Below are 20,625 nucleotides of genomic sequence, written 5' to 3'. Positions count from 1 at the left end.
GGGAATTAGCAAAACCACTTACCACGCGTTACATAGATAAAAGATCAGAGATATCTCAAAACGAAAAGACACCTCGTTGAATCAAAAACGTCTCTGCGGCAAAGCAAATCCGCAAGATGGATCTATGCTGTGAAAAGTGATTTAGGTGGGCGAAACTGCCCGAAGTGAGGAGGTGTACTTTGCCCTAGAATAGGCGCAATGGCAGCCATTCTGGCTACTGATACTTCGGTTTCAACGGTAGGCTGAATTAGCGCACTAGCGCTCAGGTTAAAACAGTGATCGGCTGGGCATTTACATTCATCCTTGCAGCAAGACATGTCGCTCATCTGTGATGCTTTCACGCTATTCACGCCTGCATCGCTGACCGGGACGCTGTTGAATTGGGCAGGCTTGCTCATGCTGTTTTTAGCACTTAAATCCGCCTGTGGTGACGACAATTCTTGATGCTGACAATGTGTATTAGCAGATTCAGGTGATTGAACCCGATGGTTAACATGAGCAGCATCCACCTGCGGTGTCATCGCCGACATTGAATGGTCATGTTCGTATGAATGTTCAATAGACACAGCGCTGCCTGACGACACAAGGGCCATCATTAAAAACAAGGTAAGAACCCACGAACTTGCATTCGCCGACCTATACCTTTTGAGCGTTAAACCAATCCGAAACTTTCTCAAAGACTCTACTTAGAAAATTGCTGTCTATTGCAACGAAATAATAGCGTGATGAAACCGAGCAGTAAAGCCAGGCGTTGATCTCTCTAAGCTAGGGCCTGTTGACCTTGTTGTTCACCACAGGTCAACAGGCCCCAGTAACTTATTCAAACTGCGACAAATAATCACGCAACATAAGGCTCATGGTCGAAAACAGCGGGTTTGCTTTAGGTACCGCACATTCTTCCTGCTGATTAACCATACTTGCATTGAAATTCATTTTATTGAGCAAGCTTGTATTCACAACTAAATCTGCATGGCACAACCCGTACGATTCATCGATAACAAAAAAGGTATTCGGACCTTTACTTGCGTCCATTAACTGCTCTATGCCGCGAATTGGCGTAGTTACATCAGCTTGAGAATGAGCGGCAAATAATGGCACTTCAATTTGCTGCCCTTCTTCGACTTTGTCGCGAATGGTGTTTATTAAATCCATCAATTCTAACCCTGCTAAACCCGCTACATTAGGATATTTGTAAGGGTTAGGGCCATGGGTTTGATAACTTCCATCAATCACTCGTGCTAAAAGTTTAATACCCCAAATTCGAGACATACTTTCAGCGTTATCAGACAGCGCCAGCGCGCCAGAAAATAACATAAGACCATCGATATTATTTAGTTCGTTATTGGCATTGTCTAAATAATGTTCAACCGCCAGTGCGCCACCTGTAGAGAAGCCGCCTACAAGCAAAGTATCCCCCATGCTATCAGCCAATTTAATGACTTCATCCACGTGTGACTGCCAGCGCTCTGCTAAATCCCAGTCAGACATATCGTCATTGGCATCTCGCTTTCCATGGCCGGGTAAAAGCGGCACGACTACGGTAAAACCCTGTTCAAATAATATGTTGGCGATTTCACGCATGAAGAAAGGCGAATCACTCAGGCCGTGGATAAGGACTGCCACCTTGCTGCTTGATTTGTTGGTCAGCATGAAAGGTGAGTTTCCTTCATTACGCAATACGTTGCTGCAAACAGAAAAGCGATTGAGTGCTGTTTCTCTACACGGCTGGGTTTGACCCCATTCTTTTTCGTAAAATGCTTTGAACTGATTTTGAAGATCTGAAAAACTTCTGCTTTTCATTCCGCTAGTATCGGGTATAGATAAATTTGCGGCTATAGCCATATTTGCACCTAAAAGCGCAACAATACCTATGAGCAATTTTACAAAAAACTTCGATGACACCATTATTCTCCGCTACGGATAATTAATAAAAAAACGGGAGCAGTTTACCATGCTCCCGTTTCTTGTGACGATTAATACGTATATAACGTTAGCTAAAGTAAACCTCTAGGTCGTCAGAACCACCGATGTGCTTACCGCCAATGAAAACTTGCGGCACGGTTTCACGACCGCTAATCGCCGTTAAGCTGGTTAGAGAGGCATCTTTGCCCAACACGATTTCTTCGTACTCGTAACCTTTTTCATCAAGCAGTTTTTTCGCTTTAGCACAGAAAGGACAACCCGGTTTTGTGATGATAGAAACGGGTGCGTTAGTTTGCTCTTCTGGCGCAATGTAAGCCAGCATGGTATCTGCATCTGACACTTCAAACGGGTCGCCAGCAACATCAGGCTCAATAAACATTTTGTCTACCACGCCGTCTTTCACTAGCATTGAATAACGCCAGCTTCTTTTGCCAAAGCCTAAGTCCGCTTTATCTACCAGCATACCCATGCCGTCGGTGAATTCACCATTTCCGTCAGGAATAACCGTAATGTTCGCGGCTTCCTGATCTGCGGCCCATGCGTTCATCACGAAAGTATCGTTCACCGATACACAAACAATGTCATCAATACCGTGTTTCGCAAATTTTTTCGCTAATGCGTTATAACGTGGTAAGTGAGTAGAGGAGCACGTGGGTGTAAATGCACCAGGTAAGGAAAATACCACCACGTTTTTGCCAGAAAATAATTCATCTGTCGTTTTCGTTACCCATGCATCGCCTTGGCGGCATGGAAATGACACGCTTGGTACTTTTTGGCCTTCTTTAGAAGTAAAGCGACTTTCTGACATAACAACCTCTTATCGGTATTTCTACTGTGAATTTGTGTATAAGCGTAGAAGACTAGATTGAGTTATCACACAAATCAATAGGTATTGTCTTACATTCGTTAATATCGATTTTGATGCTGAACCTCCTCAATAGCCTGCCTATGCTTTTATTCGAGGTTAAGTGGGGTTGTAACACCATTTGCGATCAACTTAAGACTTAACATTTTAACGTAAAGCGATATTCGAGGGTTATCACCATGATTATTTTGGTTGGTGGAGAAAAAGGCGGTAGCGGAAAGAGCTGCTTGGCACAAAACATTGCGGTTTATCTTCGTACTGAAAAAGGTGCCAAGGTGTTGATGGTGGACTGCGACCCGCAGCGAACGACTTCCGACTGGATCCAAGAACGCAAAGCAAATCCTCGACTTGCTGAAATTAACTGCGTTCAGTTATACGGAAAAATACGTAACGAATTACTTAGCCTTCGACAGTACTACGACTACGTTGTAATAGACTGTGGTGGTCAAGACAACCTTGCTTTGCGCTCGTCAATGGCAGTTGCCGACCATATTCTCATTCCACTTAGACCTAAACGCCGCGACCTTAAAACGGTGCCTCACATGGAAGACATTTTATCTACCTGTAAAATGGTCAACCCAAAAATGAACGCAGCCTTTGTCATTACTCAGTGCCCGTCACTTCCAAGCTTGGCTAACCGCATTCTAGAGGCAAAAGAGGTGTGTCGTTCATTTGGTATCCCTGTATTAAACGCAGTCACCTTTAGCAGAAACATGTATGACGACTCTGAAGAATCAGGGCAATCGGTGATTGAAAGTGAGCCCGAAGGTAAAGCAGCCACGGAAATAAGGACCCTGTTTGAAGAGTTACTAGCTGGCAAAGTGGAGGATGCTTATGAGTTTACTCAACCTCAAAAAGTCGAAGCCGTTAGCTAAGCCCAACCTTCGCTCTGTAGAAGATTTCATTGACGATGCACTGCTGTACGCACAAGGTAAAGTCGATGTGCGGGGACGAAAAAACAACATCACTGGCGTTAGCAATATTCAAACGCAATGCGTTGCACAAGTTAAGAAACCAGCGAAGCCAGAAGGTATGAGACATGCTACCTTTACGTTAACGCCGCAATGTATTGAAAAACTTGCAAACATTGCTCAGAACACAGGTAAAGCTAAGTCTGCATTGATTCGAGAGTGGATTGAAAACAACAGCAAAAATTAAACTAAAGTATTAATCCAAATACGTATTAAATTCGTTTTATCCTTCACAATAATAAAGTTGCCAGGGCGGAAGCCTATTGAGATACTCAGCAATGATATATTCTGACAGCGTATGGGAGATACAACAGAATGGGCAGTGGAGGATTGAGCACAGTGCGCGTGCTAATGTGTGCCCTACTATGTGCTATGTGTCTTTTGCAGGTTAAGCCGGTAAACGCTGTTAACTCAATTAATAGCGAAATCACGGGCGTTGAAAATCTTCTAAAAGCGAAACAATATGCCGATGCTGACAGCAAGGCACTTTTATTGTTAGAGCAAGCCTTGCAACAACAGCAGATGTCTGCCGATGCTTTTTCATCACTCGGCCTGCTTCTTCAAAACGCTTCTCGCTTTGAAGTATCAAAAGCTATCTTTAACGCTGCGCTAGAGCGCTACACCGTTGAGGGTAAGCTTAGTAGAATGGCGTCAACTCTTCTTCAGCTTGCTATTTCTGAAAGGCATCTATCAAATTACGCCATGGCAATGACTTATGTCAGGCGTGCCATGTCTATTGCACAAATTGAACAAGACGACCTCTTAAAAGCACGGTTGAACCTTGAATTAGGGATAATTCAACAAGAACAAGGCGAAATTGAAACCGCCCTTGAACCGTTGAAGCAAGCCCTAAGTTACTTTCGTGAAAATAATATGGCGAATGAAATGAGCCTCTCGCTTCTTCGCATTGGCGAAATTTATAGTTTGCTAAATCAAGGAGCGCTAGCCCATACCTATTACCAAGATGCTTTTGATAGCATTGAAAATACGGGTTCGCCCAAACTACTTGGCACTATTAAAGCGCGTATGGGTGCACTAGCACTGAAATCGGGCTCCATTAAGCAAGCAATTGAAACTATTAACGAAAGCCTGACCCTTCTGCTTACCAGCGATGATGTTGGTGCAATTGCCCAAGCAAAAATGTTGATGGGAAAAGCGCTTGTAGAAAATGGCGATATTCCGAAAGGCAGAGACCTACTAAAAGAAGCCATGCAGTTTGCAAGCTCATCGGGCCAAGCCAAATTAATGAAAGAGGGACGACTGGCCCTTGCTCAAGCATACATGAAAGAACAGAGCTTTGAACTGGCTTTAGCAGAAGCAAGAACGGGTACTATTGATGCACGCAAAAATAGGGATATTCGCGGGCAGTTGAGCTTTCTATCACTACAGCTAAGTGCCTTTGTGTCTCTAGGAGAATTCAAAAAGGCGTTAGACGTTCAATCAGTTATTCAACAGTTGCGTGAAGTGTTGCTGGACTCAGAAAACAAATCAGCTATAGAAGGGCTACAAGCTGAAATTGAGCTTGTACGCCAGTCTCGAACGCTAGAAAAATTAGAAGAGTCGAAACAGCTCGTACTTGCTCAAGCCGAGCGTGAAAACTTACAAACCACCTTATTTTGGAGTGTATCTTTAGCCGCTCTGTTACTGACATTTTTAGTATGGAGCCGTTACAAACAGCGCCAACAAACTATTATTTTACGTCGCGAAGTAAGACAGCAAACCTTAATCTTGCAAGAGAAAAACCAAGAACTAGAAAGAGCCTACAAAACTCTTGAAGAAGTGAGCTTGCGCGACCCCTTGACCGGGTTGTACAACAGACACTACCTCGAATCACAACTTCCAGGCGAAATTAGGCGCAGTCAATTTTCAGCGAAACAAAATATCGAGGCCAATAAATCTAAGCAAGACCTACTCTGCCTGCTTATTGATATCGATCATTTTAAACGCATTAACGACGACTATGGGCATATGGCTGGAGACAAGGTGTTGTCGGCATTTGCCAATGTCCTTAAAGAAGTATTCAGACAAACCGATCTTATTATTCGATGGGGTGGCGAAGAGTTTTTGGTTGTTTGTCGACAGTCAAATAGAGAAGAGCTACCAGAATTGGCTGAGCGATGTCGAGAAATGGTCGCTCGAACTTCTTTTGATATAGGTTTAGAAGACCCCATTAATATAACCTGTAGTATTGGCTTTTCATTGCTTCCTCCTGATAAGGAAGATGATTTTGATACTGCATGGAAGCGAACATTTGCTGTCGTCGATTACGCGCTTTACGCCACTAAGCTTTCCGGAAGAAACGGCTGGGTAGGCGTTATAGAAACACTAAAAAGCCCGAGAGCCAACCCAACGTTGTTAGATACTAGGTTCAACTTTCCTGGTTCAAGAATTGCCACGTCCTTCAATAATGTGGCAAGTATCACGTGGCCAGACACCCTCGATAAATAGCAGTAGAGGAAATGAGATATGTATAGAGGAAGCTGTAGCTGTCAAGCCATTCAATATGAAATTGAACATATTGATGAATTAGAAGCTGACGATGAAACGCTCACTCAAACCGATACCAGTAAACTGAGTATGACAGTTGAAAAAGAGAGGCTTGTAGTTGACTGCGCACCTTCTTCCTTAGCAGAGTTACATGAAGCTAATGGTGAAACCCATCATGTCTGTAATGTATGCGGAAGCGTCATTTTTGTGGAGCTGTGCCCCAATAAAGTAAGGCTCGAAGTCGCATTTACTGGTCACGACGCACTAGCAGAGCCGCATTGTCAGTTCGTACTTTAAACACATTTGTAAAAGGTGTTATACAAGCCCCTTGAATACTTCTAGGGGCTTAATAATTTGGGCAAACCATTACCTCTGAATTACCCACAACTCACAGGTAAAGTGAACCCGCCTTTAATCGCTACTTTTAATATCTTCCATATGATACTTGTCAATTAGCGAATACAATGTAGGCCGTGTTACGCCTAGCAACTCTGCCGTTTTAGACATGTTTTTATCTGCTTTTTGATAAGCTCTTCGTATGGCACGGCTTTCAGCTATTTCTCGCACTTCACGCAAGTTTAGTGTCTCAGGCTCATCATGGGCATCTACTGGCATCAACCCTAGGTCATCAGGCTGTATTACCGTACCTTCAGCCATAATGACTGCTGACTTGAGTTTGTTTTGCATCTCGCGAATATTCCCCGGCCATTTGTGAGCCAACATGGCATTGACTGCTGTTTCTGAAAAGCTCTTGGCTTTGGCTTTAAATTCTTCGCGATAAATATTTAAAAAGGTACGAGCAAGCAAAATAATGTCTTGATCCCTCTCCCGCAGAGGGGGGATCATAATAGGCATTTCACCCACTCGGTAATATAAATCTTCTCTAAAAGTTTCTTGCGACACCATTGACTGCAAATCTCGGTGAGTCGCACAGATAACGCGTATATCAACAGGGATTTCATTACGACCGCCTACGCGCTCTATCACTCTTTCTTGTAAGAAGCGGAGCATCTTAGCTTGTAGACCTATCGGCATGTCCCCTATTTCATCAAGAAACAGGGTGCCGCCTTGCGCCGTTTCAATCTTACCTATTGTAGTTTTATTCGCGCCTGTGAATGCCCCTTTTTCATAACCAAATAACTCACTTTCTAATAAATTCTCTGGTATTGATGCACAGTTAATCGCCACAAATGGTTTGTCTTTTCTGGGGCTGTGTTCATGAATACTGCGTGCAAATACTTCTTTACCCGTTCCACTTTCACCAAGCAGTAACGTGCTGATATCCGTATTGGCAATTTTCTCGGCTCGGCGCACGACTTTTTGGATAGCCTCGCTATTGCCGACGATCCTCGACATACCTGAACGAGTGCGCGATAAAATACTGTTCTCGTGCTCTAGTTTCGACAAGTTCAAAGCGCGATGGACAAGGAGTTTGATGGTATCCGAATCGATAGGTTTTTGATAAAAATCGTAAGCACCAAAATCGATAGCTTTAAGGGCATTTTGTTTATCACTGTTGCCGGTAACAACAATCACTTTGGTTCTTGGCGCTAACGCGATAATGTCGTGAAGAATTCGCAACCCTTCTGACGCATTAGCGGGGTCTGGAGGAAGCCCTAAATCTAGCGTCACAACCTTGGGCTCAAAACGACGTAGCTGCGCAATGGCAGAGGTATGATCGTCAGCAAAAACAACATTGTAATCCGTAAGACTCCATTTAAGCTGTTTTTGAATGCCTAAATCATCATCTACTACCAAAATGGTATCGGTCATTTTATCATCCTATTAATCTACTTCATCCGTCCAAGGAGTGTGGATTTTCAACTGGGTCATCCACTTTTTATAATTGTCTATATTATCCTATCGGAAAATACAGTGTAAAACAGCTACCACGTCCCGGTTCACTTTGCACTGTCAGTTTGCCACCGATAGACTCGATGTAGGTTTTCGCGTCGTAGGCACCAATTCCCATCCCCGCGTTCCCCTTTGTAGTATCGAAAGGTTTGAATAAGCGCGTTTCAATAAACGTTTTATCCATTCCTACACCGGTATCTTCTATCATGATAAGCTGAGTATTATTGTCGGAATTAGCAGTAATAACCACTTCTACTTCACCATCATCATCCGTTGCTTGCTGTGCGTTGCTAATTAAATGATAGAAAACATTGGCCACTTTTTCTCTATCTACCACCACAGGTGACTCTTTAAGCACATGTACTCTGGGTAAAGGACTTAATCCCGAACAACGTTTACTTACCACATCTTTCGCAATATCCGATAGCAAAAGCTCGGCGTTCACGCCTTCTTCTACCGCTTTTTTATCGGTTAGTTGCTTGAGCATTTTTTCCATTCTTGACTTAGTGTGCTCTAAAGTTTCGAATGTGTCGTCGATAAATTCTGGGTTGTGTTTATGTTGTTGAGCGTTAGCAAGAATAAGGTCAACTTGGGCAAGCACATTTTTTAAGTCATGTAGTACAAAAGCAGACATGCGATTGAACGCAGCAAATTGTGCATTTTCTGCAACAACTTGGGCAGCTTCATGGTGCTGCATATAGGTACCTACTTGCTCAGAAACAGCAGTGAGATAATCTTTTACTTCCCAATTGAGGCTTATCTTTTCTTTATCACCTGACGCAAGCACGGCAAATCCCCATAAACCACCGTCTTTAAGGAAGGGGACAAAAAGTTGATATCCCCACTCTTTTAAGGCATTGCGATCTAATTTTAACCCTTCGTAGTCAAATGGTTTAACTAAATAAGCGTCCGTATCAATAATCCATCCGTTTTTGTCGCTATATTGCGCTAGGGTCTCTAGAATAGTGCAAGTAGCACTATCGCTGCCCTTCTCGGCCGATTCTGAAATCGGTGAAGCTTCTGCTACACATTCATAGCCATTTGACGTCACTTTAAAAAGTTTGCCAGATTCATATTGGATCGCGTTAAGCATACCCGTTAGACCGGCATGAAAAACATCGGAAGAAGTATCGCCAGTGCGAGTAAGCCATTGGGTTAATTTTACCCATTCAACGCGATAATCAAATTGGTTAGCAAAGAAATGCTTAGTGATAAAGACTTTGATTTTGGTACGAAAAGCGTTTGACAAAAACACCGTAGCCAACAGGGCAAATGACATCATCACAAGGATAATTTGCACGGTAGCGCCCCAGTTTCCGCCCATATAGTTTATGGCATAACCTACAACGGCCATTACAAAAAGGTAGCCACCTGCTACTAATAAGAGCGAGCTGTGCAAAACTACATCACGGGAAATGAATATATCAATGCCCCAGTGATGAATACGTCGAATCGATATCACCAGTAAAGGCATTAGCAAGAAGTAGATATACCCCCGAGCTGCGATGTAACCTATCTCCACCTGGTTGACCATAGTAGCGTTCGCGTAGGTTACAAATTCAAATAGGTTTGTGGCACCCAAATAGATAATAAGCGGTTTAAATGCCCACTGCTCTCTTCCTGCCTGACGATAGACAACCTCTAGAAGCACAAGTACTTCCAAAGAAAGTACAATGAGAACAAGAAAACTCCACGCTGGGTTTATTGCCAGTAAGTAAGGGGTGAATAGTGCAATAAGTGCAGGAGCAACAATGATAAGGGTTATCGGGCGCTTTAATACTGCGGCAATATTACTGAAGTTTGTTTGAATACAAGCGGCCAAAAACAGCAGCCAAGCTAGCTGCTTTACTACGTCAACGCTAAGTAGCCAGCGAAGAGAAATGGGGCCAAAGAACGAGGTGATTAAGCTTGTCGACCATAACAATGTAGCGGCTGTAGCTAACACCAGTAAGTGTTTCGCTACTCCGGGCTTTCTGACGGTTAGCAACAACAATAAGAGGGCTAAGTGTGCCAGGCTGTTTAACCCATAGCCTAGATCTGAAATCATCCTTTTATCTCACCTTTATTATTATTTAGGAGACGCTAACCTAAACGTTTACAACGCGCTGCACGAACACTACCGTTTTTACACTGTCCTTCTTAATGCTGCGAAGCTCTAAACAGAGCACGGGTTCTTACAATGACGACCTTGACCTTTTTTGCGCTATCAACTTAGGTGGAAGCCTAGCAAAGCAAAGTAAGTGTGTTAATCAACAATAAGAACCTGTGCTCCATACATAATTTTGGAAAACCTGCGCGTCGAGGTTTATCGTTTACGTATGACTAACGAGCCAATCGAATATCCCGCACCGAACGAACAAAGAACGCCTACATCTCCGGCAACAAGGTCTTCATGATTTAAACCAAAAGCAATCACGGAACCCGCTGAGGCAGTGTTAGCGTATTCGTCCAATACAATTGGTGCTTCCGTGCGATCTGCATCGCGCCCTAACAGGCGTTTGCAAATTAAAGTATTCATGTTGATATTTGCCTGATGCAGCCACCAACGCTTAACACCGGATGGCGTAATGTCGTGGCTTGCTAAATGCGCTTCGATATGGGCTGCTGCTAAAGGGCATACCTCTTTAAAAACCTTGCGCCCAGCTTGATGAAAGAGCTTATCAGGTCCATACGGGTCAACATCTTCAGCGCGCGTCATATAGCCAAAGTTTGAACGGATATTGTTCGAGAATTTCGTCAGCGCTTTAGTACTTAGTACATCGTAAACGTGTTCGCTCTTCGCTGTTTCAGCAAGCTCTAAAACGGTTGCCGTTGCTACGTCGCCGAAAATAAAATGGCTATCGCGGTCTGCGTAGTTAATTTGTGGCGAAACTAACTCTGGATTTATTACCAGTACGCGAGTGGCATTTTTAGCGCAAAGCATTTCATACGCGCGGTGCATACCGAACGTAGCTGCTGAGCATGCTACCAACATATCAAAACCGAAACCTTCAATATTTAGCGCTTCTTGTACTTCGATAGCAATAGCTGGATATGCACGTTGAGTATAGGCACAAGACACTATGACAGCATCAATCTCTGAAGCGCTTACATTGGCTGACGCAAGTGCAAGTTTAGCGGCTTCGACCGCAATTTCAGCTTGGTGTGAAAGCTCGTCATCTGCTCGTGGCGCAATTTTTGGCTTCATTCGAGAGATATCTAGCGCACCCTCTTTTTTATAAATGTACCGGCTTTTTATTCCAGACGCTTTTTCGATAAATTCTGCACTTGAGTAAGGCATTGCAGAAACATCACCTGATTCGATTTGCGCTTTATTTTCTTCGTTAAACGCATCGGCATAAGCGTTGTAACTCTCTACCAATTCTTCGTTGGTAATACTGTCATCTGGGTGCCATACACCCACACCACTAATCACTACTTGTTGAGACATAAGCGTTCTCTACTATTTGTTAACACCTCTGGCTTACAGAAGCATTGCATCACTTTGTGTCCTTGACGCAATGGTGCCAGTGCAATTAAGCCTAGCCGTATTTCTCATTGAAGATACGACCGCGTTTGATGAGCTATAGCTTACCTTAATCCTCCAGCGGTGTAACTATGATGCATGTAACGAAGTCACCTTTGCCAGCCAAGTATGCGTTCGACCTAAATTGACTTGACCAATAAAACATCATCTAGGAGATTGGTACCATAAAAGTCATTTACTAAAATGAAATAGGTTTAAGACATAATTGCGCCAGTCTAACCCACGCCAACAAAAACAATTAAAGAAATAAATTTCAAGTACTTACAACAAAAATACTGACTAAACAAAAAACTAAGAAAGAATATCTTAAATTATCCCTCTACATTTCATTTACAAAATGGTGACCTCAGCCTCGATATTGGTTGACAAATTGGCAAGATAGAAATAGGGTTAAAATATGAAATTGGTAATAACAATAGTCACTAGATTACGAAACACTGATTGTTCGGCAGTAATTCAGTTAAAGACTAGGTGATACCAATGGTGACAAGGTTGTATCTAACCTTCGAAAATTTACTTATGAGGAAAAGATAATGTCTAAACCATCAATTGGTTTCATCGGGCTTGGTCTAATGGGCGGCAACATGGTTGAAAACCTTTTAAATAAAGGCTTTCCAACTACGGTTATGGATTTAAATCCAGAAGCTGTTGCAAAATGCACCGAGCGTGGAGCAAAGGTCGCTACCACTGGCAAAGAGTTGGCTGAAAGCTCAGACATCGTAATGTTGTGCTTAACCACATCAAACATCGTTGAATCTGTGATGTACGCGGATGACGGTATTATGGCCGGACTTAAAGAAGGTGCTGTAGTTATTGATTTTGGTACCTCTATCCCTTCTTCAACAAGAAAGATTGGCGCTGACCTGGCAGCCAAGGGTGTAGGCATGATAGATGCACCACTAGGTCGTACGCCAGCTCATGCGAAAGATGGCCTACTTAATATCATGGCCTCTGGCGACAAAGAAACATTTGAAAAAGTTAAACCTGTTCTTGATGAACAAGGTGAGAATGTCTTCTATCTTGGTCAGCTTGGCGCAGGTCACACCACCAAACTGATTAATAACTTTATGGGTATGACCACGGTTTGTGCAATGTCACAAGCGTTTGCGGTAGCAGAGCGCGCCGGCGTTGATCGCCAACAACTTTTCGACATCATGTCGGCAGGTCCGTCTAACTCACCATTTATGCAATTCTGCAAAAACTATGCAGTCGACAATAATAGCGACCTAGGCTTTTCTATCGCTAACGCTAATAAAGACTTAGGCTATTTTTTGAAAATGGTAGAAGACCTAGGTACTGAGTCAAAAATTGCTGAAGGTTCATCAGCTAATTTGCAAGCTGCTTTGGACGCGGGTTTGGGTAACGGCAACGTTCCTGAAATTTACGACTATTTCGTGAAATTAAATAAGTAATAAACGAACGCTCTGGCGAAACTATACACAACCTAAAAGAGAAGTGATGCCGTGAAAATTCAAGGTCTACGTTGGTGGGTAATTACACTTATTGCTCTCGCAACAATTATAAATTACATCGATAGACAAGCTTTAAGCGTATTATGGCCTGCTATCGTAGAAGACTTGTTTCCCGATGAATCAGCGTTAGAAAGGAAACAGATTTACGCTAATATCTCCATCGTGTTTGTTTTTTCTTACGCGTTTGGTCAGGCGATTTTCGGTAAGATTTTCGACTGGATTGGAACGCGAATTGGTTTTGTTCTCTCTATTGGTGTTTGGTCCCTCGCCACCATCGCGCATGCCTTTGCACAAGGCATGCTGAGCTTCAGTATCTTTAGATCAATTTTAGGAATTGCGGAGGCAGGCAACTGGCCAGGTGCGACCAAGGGTAATGCCGAGTGGTTTCCTACCAAAGAACGTGCACTAGCCCAAGGTATATTTAATTCTGGTGCAGCTATTGGTGGCATTATCGCATTCCCCATTATTGGTTTTTTAACCCTGCATTTCAGCTGGCAAGCGGTATTCATTATTGTAGGTGCCATTGGTTTATTATGGCTATTGCCTTGGGTGATTATTGTTAAAGCTCCACCAGCAATGCACGCGTGGATAACTGAAGAAGAGAAGCACTATATTCTCTCTGGTCAGCGCACCATGAGTGAAGAAAAAGATGAAAGTGGTAACACCAAAGAAGCGGAAGAATACAGCCCTTCAACGGGTGAGCTTCTTTCTCGTAAGCAAAGCTGGGGGGTAATTATTGCGTCAGCAGCTATCGACCCTATTTGGTGGCTGTTTGTATTCTGGATCCCTATTTATCTTAACGAAGTTTACGGCATGAACGTTACCGAGATAGGCATATACGGCTGGGTACCTTACGTGGGTGCGATGCTTGGCGCATGGTTCGGTGGTTTACTAGCGCAAAACCGTATTGCAGCAGGCTGGAATACGGACAAGACAAGGAAGCTGGTTATCACCTTGGGTTGCTTAATTATGCTACCTGCACTTATTGCCATGTCGAACCCTGGAGCGCCTACAGTTGCGGTACTTATCATGGCTGTCATCTTATTTGGTTTCCAAACAGCGATAGGCAATGTACAAACCCTTCCCAGTGATTTGTTTGGCAAAAAAGCGGTGGGCACGCTATCAGGTTTTTCAGGTATGGCAGCGAAACTAGGGGCTGTAGGTTTAACCTCTTTAGTGCCATGGCTTACCGCCGATGGTAATTATACGCCAGCGTTTGTCATTGGTGCATCGCTAGCGATTATTGCAATTGCAGCCATCTGGCTTCTTATTCCAAAAATAGAAATGCTTAAGCCTAAGCAATAGCAGACTGCTGCGCTACCAGAGCCACACGGTTTCTGGTAGCGCATTTTGCGCATGGAGCTTAGTCAAAATTTGCATAGAAACTTACATCGTCTCAGTTCTAAAACATTTCTACTCACACGACTAAAAGTACTTCGTCCCCCATCCTATCTGACCAATTTTCCCCCTTGCTTGTAAAAGGCTAATTTTAAACATCTTAATTTTTAAGAAATTTAGTAAATTTGCTAGCAAATGTTAATAAATTGTGTTTTTATTAGCCTTATTACCAATTTGGTAAAAACAAATACACATATTGGTAACACCAAAACAAAATAATAACTTTACCACCCTATAATTAAACTCGGAGCACGATGCCATCATGAAGATTAAAGCATTTGCACTTTGCGCCATAGCCGCAGCCATTACGGGATGTGATGTAGATTCTGATAACAACCCGAATACTTTAGGCAGCATCACACTATCTGGTACGCCAACTTCTGGTGAAACGTTAACGGCGTCAGTTAGCGATCCAGACGGCATCTCTTCAACAGTGAGCTATTTTTGGTACGCGGATAACCAGCTCATTGCGGATGCAAGCGGAGAAAGCTTTACGCTAACTGACGATCAAATTGGCGCAGCTATTACAGTGCAAGGTTCTTATACTGACGATGGTGGTATTAATGAGTCTCACGTGAGCGAACCGACAAGCGATGTAATGGCAATTGCCTTTGACTCAACTATCGCTATTTCTGGTGACGTTGTAGTTGGCGGTATGCTTACTGCTGTGGTGTCAGATGACAATGGTGTTCAACCTGAAAGTATTGTCTACACATGGTTTGCAGATGATGTCGCTATTGAAAATGAAGTGACATCAACACTTACTCTTACAGAAAATGAGTTTGGTAAGGTTATTACCGTATCAGCAACATTCACCGATGACCGTGGTTTCGATGAAGCGCCAGTGTCCGCACCCACAGATCCGGTAGGCCGCGTAAACTCAGAAGGTGAAGTTACGATTGTTGGTACACCCACGGTAGGCAATATACTGACTTCCGAAATTAGTGATGAAGATGGTGCTACTGGTGACATTGCATACCAATGGTTTGGCGATGACGTAGCAATCGATGGTGCGACGCAAAGTAGCTACCTTGTCGAAGCAAGCCTTGTAGGCCAGGTCATTACGGTAGAAGCCTCTTATACTGATGATAACGGTTTTGAAGAAGTTATTACCTCAGAACCTACCATTCCTGTTAATGAGCAAGCTGTTGACGAGGCTGGCTCAATTGAAATAACGGGAACAGTTCCATACTTGGTAGACGGTGTTTTAACGGCAACACTGACAGACAACAACGGGTTTGACGAAGCAAACGTAGAATACACGTGGTTTGCTGATGGCGTAGCCATTGCTGATAGTAACAGCAGCACTTACACGCCGAGTGCGAACGCTGGCGCGATTATTTCGGTGGAAGCCTCTTACACCGATAATGACGGTTTTGAAGGTTCAGCAACAGATGCTGTTGATACCATTGTTTATACTACTGTGGTTAACGATAAAGCCGGTCTTGAAAGTGCACTTAATAGCGGCCTTGCCGACGGCGATGTCTTAGGTCTAAACACCAACGTTTATGCTGACCTAGCACCAATTTTGTTAACCAGTGCTGTAACCATGACTGCAGTGGAAGGCGAAACCCCGGTTATTTCTGGTGAAGCATGTGTGAATATTGCAAGCACGGTAGACGGTGCTGCGATAAAAGGCATGCGTTTTGAAAACATTGATACGGCATTAGATTCTTACTGTGAAAGCGAAGCCGCTGCAGTTATTTATTCGGAAGGCAATAACTTCACATTTGCTGAAAACACAATGGATGGTGACCAAACCACCTTGAATGAAGAAACCCACCATTGGCTGGTAATTAATGGTGAAGGCGCAATGATTGAGCGTAATACCTTCCGCAATAGAAACAACGCGGTTAAAGGTTCAGTGATCAAGCTTTCTTCATCGGGCCTAAATCATACTATCCAGTACAACTTGTTTGAGGACGCAGTTAACCCGAACTTCAACCAATCAAGTCTGTTACTGCTTAACGTTGGTAGTACCACGGGTTCAGATGCGGCAGACGACGCAAACTTCGTTGTTCAGTACAACCGTATTGATAACTTCACTTCAGGCCGTCGCCTAATGCGCGTGCAAACTTCAGGCGCGACCATTCAGGGCAACACTATCATTGATGCTAATGGTGGTATTTCTTTAGAAGATGGTGGGTTTAACACCGTTGCTGACAACATCATTATTAGAACCACCGATATTTCTGGTTCAGACGACCGCCCAAGTGGTGTATTGATGACACCTCTCGGTCATACGGTAACCAATAACTACATTGCAGGTATTCGTTCAGGAAATAAAGAAGCTGGCGGCTTAGTGTTTACTGCTAACCCATTTTCGCAAGCAGACGGCGGTGTACCTAACGCAGGTAATCAAGCTGTGCTAGACGGCAGCGGTGACCTAACGCTAACCGTTACTAACAATACAGTACTGAACTCACTACAACCTATCGTATTCAGTACCGAGATTGGCAGTAGAGCACCAGTGGGTGATTGCGATGAGTTAACCGCAGATAACGCGCCAATTCTTTATGGTCTTACCAAAAACTTCTTTGTAATCGACTTCGATGCTAATGCTATTGCAAATGGCTTTAACGAAGAAGGTAAAGAAAGCACGCTTGGACTCGCATTTGATTCTGAAGCAATTAGTAGTGACCACGCCTTCGAGTATGACTGTGACCTTATCAATCACGAGGAATCCCTACTTTCTAACAACTTTGGCTTCACCGATAGCTATGCGTCAGGCGATGTTGAAGACGAGTCTTGGGTAGATATTCGCAACCTTAATGGTAACGGCGAATTTGATACCGATGGCGCTATCGACCAAAACCCAGCAGACAATGGCAAGGAAGTGCCAGAGTTTGTTACTGCTACCAATGGTTTAATTGAAACCGACCCGAATGGAGCACAATCTGTAGCGGGTGCTAAAGGCCTCTACTACATCCAGTCTACTGATGTAGGCGCGGGCTCTACATGGACAGCGGATAATTAATACACAAAACACAACTACCCTACACATCAAGTCACAGCGCCCTTCGGGGCGTTAGTGCATCGATAACACAACGGAGAAATTGTAATGTCGTTGAAAAAAAGCACACCCTTTACCCTAAACCCAACCGCGCGTTGGGTAAAAGCTGCATTTATCGCTGGTGTAGCCAGCACTGCTGCTTTCTCACTACAAGCGCAAGAGGCGCAAGAGGAGGCCGCCGCTGAAGACGTAGAAGTTATCGACGTTGTTGGTTCACGTCGTACCATACAAGATCAGATTTCAATCAAACGTGAATCTACTACCGTTGTTGACGGTCTGTCAGCTGAAGATATTGGCGATCTGCCAGCTCTTTCCATTGGTGAAGCGCTAGAATCAATCACGGGTGCTGCTTCGCATCGTGAAAATGGTGGTGCCACCGAAATTACTATTCGTGGTCTTGGTCCGTTCTTAAGTGCTACGCACATTAACGGTCGTGAGGCGACTAACGGTAGTGGTGACCGCTCTGTTAACTTCTCACAGTTTCCAAGTGAACTTGTAAAGAAGATTGCTATTTATAAAACTCAAGACGCCTCTATGATTGAAGGTGGTGTGGCTGGTGTTATCGCCTTAGAAACTGTTGCCCCGCTCGACTATGGTAAACAGCGTATTCAGGGTGAAATTAAAGGCAACTATAACCCTGACGAAGGCAATGTAGATAATTCACTTCACAGCGACTTAGGCTATCGTGGAACGATAAGCTATGTTGATCAATTCGAATTTAGCAACGGCTCTGCATTGGGTATCTCTGTTGGTGCTCAGCGTCAAGATATTACACAGCCTGAAGCCGAGTACCGAAGCTCTAGCCCAACGGGTTCGTCACTGTGGGCATGTTTGAACGATCCTACTAACACCAACGAAGGCTTTTTCCGCAGCAGCGCTGGCGACTGTGAAGACCAAGTTAGCGGTAGCTCAAACCAAGGTTACAACACAGAAATCGACCCAGAAACTGGTGAAGCGGTTAGTGCAGGTTCACCTTATGCGTGGACAGGTAGCTCGCGTAGCTATCGTCAGAACGAAACATCTGATGAACGAGACGCGTTCTTTTTAGCACTTCAGTTCCAGCCTAACTCGGCTTGGGATATTAACACTGACTTCCAGTACTCGAATCGCTTGCAACAAGAAGCAAGACACGACTTAATCTTTTTACAAAAACGTGCGATTCCAGGTTTAACTGGACCTACGTTAGTAACCAATGATGTAGGCGGTATTCTGCATTGGGAAGGACAAGATCGTATTGAAAGTTCTGGCGAACAGTTTTCACGTGACGAGACTTACCAAGGTTTCGGTATTAATGTTGAGCATTTTGCTACCGACGCTTTAACACTAAGTTTCGATCTTGCTTACTCAAAAACAGAGCGTGAAGAGCTTCAAATTTCAAACCGTGCCCGCACCGAAGATAGACAATCTTTCTCGTGGGATATGGGCGATAATATTCCTCATTTCACGGTACAGAATTTTGATGTGACTGATATCACTAACTTCTACGATAGCCTACGTACCCGCGCAGACAGAGAAAACACGCGCGAGAATGAAGTTAAATCGGCTAAAGTAGATTTTAGCTATATTCTTGACCACAACGTGTTCGTTAGCGTCGAAGGTGGCTTACGTGCCTCTGAAATGACATTCGTTCAGCTAGGCGGTTCTCAGGGTAACGGTTCTAGAACTGAATGGACCTTCTCTCCTACTGAAGGCTCAACTGATGAAGAAGAAATCGCCCAAGCGATTGCGCTTATGCAAGGTTGTCAGATTGACTTTCCCGAAAGTGATTTCCTATCGTCTGTTTCAGACGGTGATATCATCACTCACGTTGATTCAGACGGAAATACAGTAGCTAGCGGCACTGGTTCTTCATGGGCAACTTATGACAATAACTGCTTCGCTCGTGCCGTTGCTGCGTCGAATGGTGATGATTTTGCTTACCCAGAACTTGAGTATGAAAACGCTGGAACAATTGACGTTACTGAACGTACTTATGCTGGTTATTTAATGGCAAATTACGACACAGAAATGTGGGGTAAGTTCGTCCGCGGTAACTTTGGTGTTCGCGTTGTAAATACTGAAGTTACTTCAATTGGCTTTAGAAACTCATTTGAAGTTATTGAAGGAGAGCTTGGTACGCTAACGCTCGTTGAAGATGACTCGGTAGTTGAACGCATTGAAGGTGGCGGTAGCTACACAGAGATACTTCCAAGCTTTAACTTCGTAATGGATTATAGTGACGACATTTTATTACGTGCTGGCATTTACCGCGGCATGTCTCGCGCTAATCCATCAGATTTGGGCTACAGCCGTACCTTCCAAACGGATGACGAAGTGGCTCCTACGACAATTTCAGACCTAATTGTTGGCGTAAACGGCTCAGGTAACCCTAGCACTAAGCCGCTAATGTCTTGGAACTATGACGTGGCCATTGAATGGTATCCAAATGAAGATTCAATCTTTGCTTTTGGTGTGTACTACAAACAGTTTAACGGTGGTTTCCAACAACAAACTGTCTTAGAAGACTTTGTGATTGAAGGCGACACCTATGCCCTACCAATCACCAACTCTGTAACAACAGATGATAGCAGTAGCATCATTGGTATAGAAACCTCGGTTGCCTATCGTTGGGATAGCGGTATCGGTGTGAAGTTTGGTTATAACTATGCTGACACAGATTATGAATTCGAAGACAGTTTGTACGGCGATACTTTTGTTACCGAACTTGATGGCAGCACAACGCAATTAACTCAGGGTATTGTGCCACCGGGTTCGGTTCCAGGCTTCTCTGAGCACGTATTTAGCGGTCAGGTTTATTACCAAATTGGCGACCTAGATACTGCACTTATCTATAAATATAGAAGCGAGTACTTCCAGCCTTATACAAGCAATGGTACCCGCCTTCGCTACGTAGATGAGGTAGGTGTATGGGAAGCCCGTGCATCGTACAAGGTTAATGACCACGTACGCGTTAAGGTTGAAGCTATTAACCTATTCAGTGCACCTAAATCTCAAGACTACTTCGTACAGGGTAACCTTGGCGAAGTTAATGACTATGGCCCACGCTTATTTGCAGGCGTAACGGTTAAGTACTAAGCACTTCCAACCATAATAAGTAATGCCTTAAAAAGTAAGGC

The 20,625-nt window shown here is 43.8% G+C and carries 14 protein-coding genes; 8 read left to right on the top strand and 6 right to left on the bottom strand.

The window, feature by feature from the left end; genetic code table 11:
* Positions 1-122: 122 nt before the first annotated feature.
* From E5672_RS09560 to E5672_RS09550, 3 genes are all read right to left on the bottom strand, one after another.
* Positions 123-566 carry a hypothetical protein gene (locus E5672_RS09560; RefSeq protein ID WP_240692200.1) on the bottom strand — a complete coding sequence of 148 codons (444 nt, stop codon included), beginning with the start codon at positions 564-566 and terminating at the stop codon, positions 123-125.
* Positions 567-816: 250 nt separating this feature from the next.
* Positions 817-1,905 (bottom strand): alpha/beta hydrolase, encoded by a 1,089-nt coding sequence (locus E5672_RS09555; RefSeq protein WP_205676484.1) that lies wholly within the window; start codon positions 1,903-1,905, stop codon positions 817-819.
* A gap of 85 nt (positions 1,906-1,990) precedes the next feature.
* Positions 1,991-2,731, bottom strand: coding sequence for a glutathione peroxidase (locus E5672_RS09550; RefSeq protein ID WP_136781987.1), 741 nt, complete (start codon positions 2,729-2,731; stop codon positions 1,991-1,993).
* 236 nt (positions 2,732-2,967) lie between these two features.
* Here E5672_RS09550 and E5672_RS09545 point away from each other — a divergent pair, with 236 nt between their 5' ends.
* From E5672_RS09545 to E5672_RS09530, 4 genes are all read left to right on the top strand, one after another.
* Complete coding sequence (locus E5672_RS09545) at positions 2,968-3,663, top strand: AAA family ATPase (protein WP_136781986.1); 696 nt, start codon at positions 2,968-2,970, stop codon at positions 3,661-3,663.
* The gene (locus E5672_RS09540) at positions 3,623-3,946 is read left to right on the top strand and encodes a replication protein RepA (protein ID WP_136781985.1); all 324 of its coding nucleotides are present in this window, start codon (positions 3,623-3,625) and stop codon (positions 3,944-3,946) included. Before E5672_RS09545 ends, E5672_RS09540 begins: the two co-directional genes overlap by 41 nt.
* A gap of 128 nt (positions 3,947-4,074) precedes the next feature.
* Entirely contained in the window at positions 4,075-6,207 is a 2,133-nt protein-coding gene (locus E5672_RS09535) for a tetratricopeptide repeat-containing diguanylate cyclase (protein ID WP_136781984.1), read from the top strand.
* 18 nt (positions 6,208-6,225) lie between these two features.
* The gene (locus E5672_RS09530) at positions 6,226-6,543 is read left to right on the top strand and encodes a GFA family protein (RefSeq protein ID WP_136781983.1); all 318 of its coding nucleotides are present in this window, start codon (positions 6,226-6,228) and stop codon (positions 6,541-6,543) included.
* A 114-nt stretch (positions 6,544-6,657) separates the two neighbouring features.
* On the opposite strand, the gene prsR is transcribed toward E5672_RS09530, so the two are convergent.
* The 3 genes from prsR to E5672_RS09515 all read right to left on the bottom strand — a co-directional run bounded on the left by prsR (position 6,658) and on the right by E5672_RS09515 (position 11,530).
* On the bottom strand, positions 6,658-8,019 hold the full coding sequence (gene prsR, locus E5672_RS09525) for a PEP-CTERM-box response regulator transcription factor (protein ID WP_136781982.1): 1,362 nt from the start codon (positions 8,017-8,019) through the stop codon (positions 6,658-6,660).
* An 82-nt stretch (positions 8,020-8,101) separates the two neighbouring features.
* Positions 8,102-10,147 (bottom strand): XrtA/PEP-CTERM system histidine kinase PrsK, encoded by a 2,046-nt coding sequence (gene prsK, locus E5672_RS09520; protein ID WP_136781981.1) that lies wholly within the window; start codon positions 10,145-10,147, stop codon positions 8,102-8,104.
* A 258-nt stretch (positions 10,148-10,405) separates the two neighbouring features.
* Positions 10,406-11,530 (bottom strand): beta-ketoacyl-ACP synthase III, encoded by a 1,125-nt coding sequence (locus tag E5672_RS09515; RefSeq protein ID WP_136781980.1) that lies wholly within the window; start codon positions 11,528-11,530, stop codon positions 10,406-10,408.
* A gap of 629 nt (positions 11,531-12,159) precedes the next feature.
* Between E5672_RS09515 and E5672_RS09510 the strand changes: the two genes are divergently transcribed.
* From E5672_RS09510 to E5672_RS09495, 4 genes are all read left to right on the top strand, one after another.
* A complete protein-coding gene (locus E5672_RS09510; protein ID WP_136781979.1) occupies positions 12,160-13,038 on the top strand; it encodes an NAD(P)-dependent oxidoreductase in 879 nt (292 codons plus the stop codon).
* 51 nt (positions 13,039-13,089) lie between these two features.
* Positions 13,090-14,403 (top strand): MFS transporter, encoded by a 1,314-nt coding sequence (locus tag E5672_RS09505; protein WP_136781978.1) that lies wholly within the window; start codon positions 13,090-13,092, stop codon positions 14,401-14,403.
* A 355-nt stretch (positions 14,404-14,758) separates the two neighbouring features.
* Positions 14,759-17,473, top strand: coding sequence for a poly(beta-D-mannuronate) lyase (locus E5672_RS09500; protein ID WP_136781977.1), 2,715 nt, complete (start codon positions 14,759-14,761; stop codon positions 17,471-17,473).
* Positions 17,474-17,557: 84 nt separating this feature from the next.
* Positions 17,558-20,584: a TonB-dependent receptor gene (locus E5672_RS09495; RefSeq protein WP_136781976.1), complete on the top strand. Its 3,027-nt coding sequence runs from the start codon at positions 17,558-17,560 to the stop codon at positions 20,582-20,584.
* The last annotated feature ends 41 nt before the right edge of the window (positions 20,585-20,625 follow it).

Origin of the sequence: Alteromonas portus (assembly GCF_005117025.1) — a bacterium.
GTDB lineage: Bacteria > Pseudomonadota > Gammaproteobacteria > Enterobacterales > Alteromonadaceae > Alteromonas > Alteromonas portus.
This window is presented reverse-complemented; position numbering and strand designations above follow the sequence as displayed.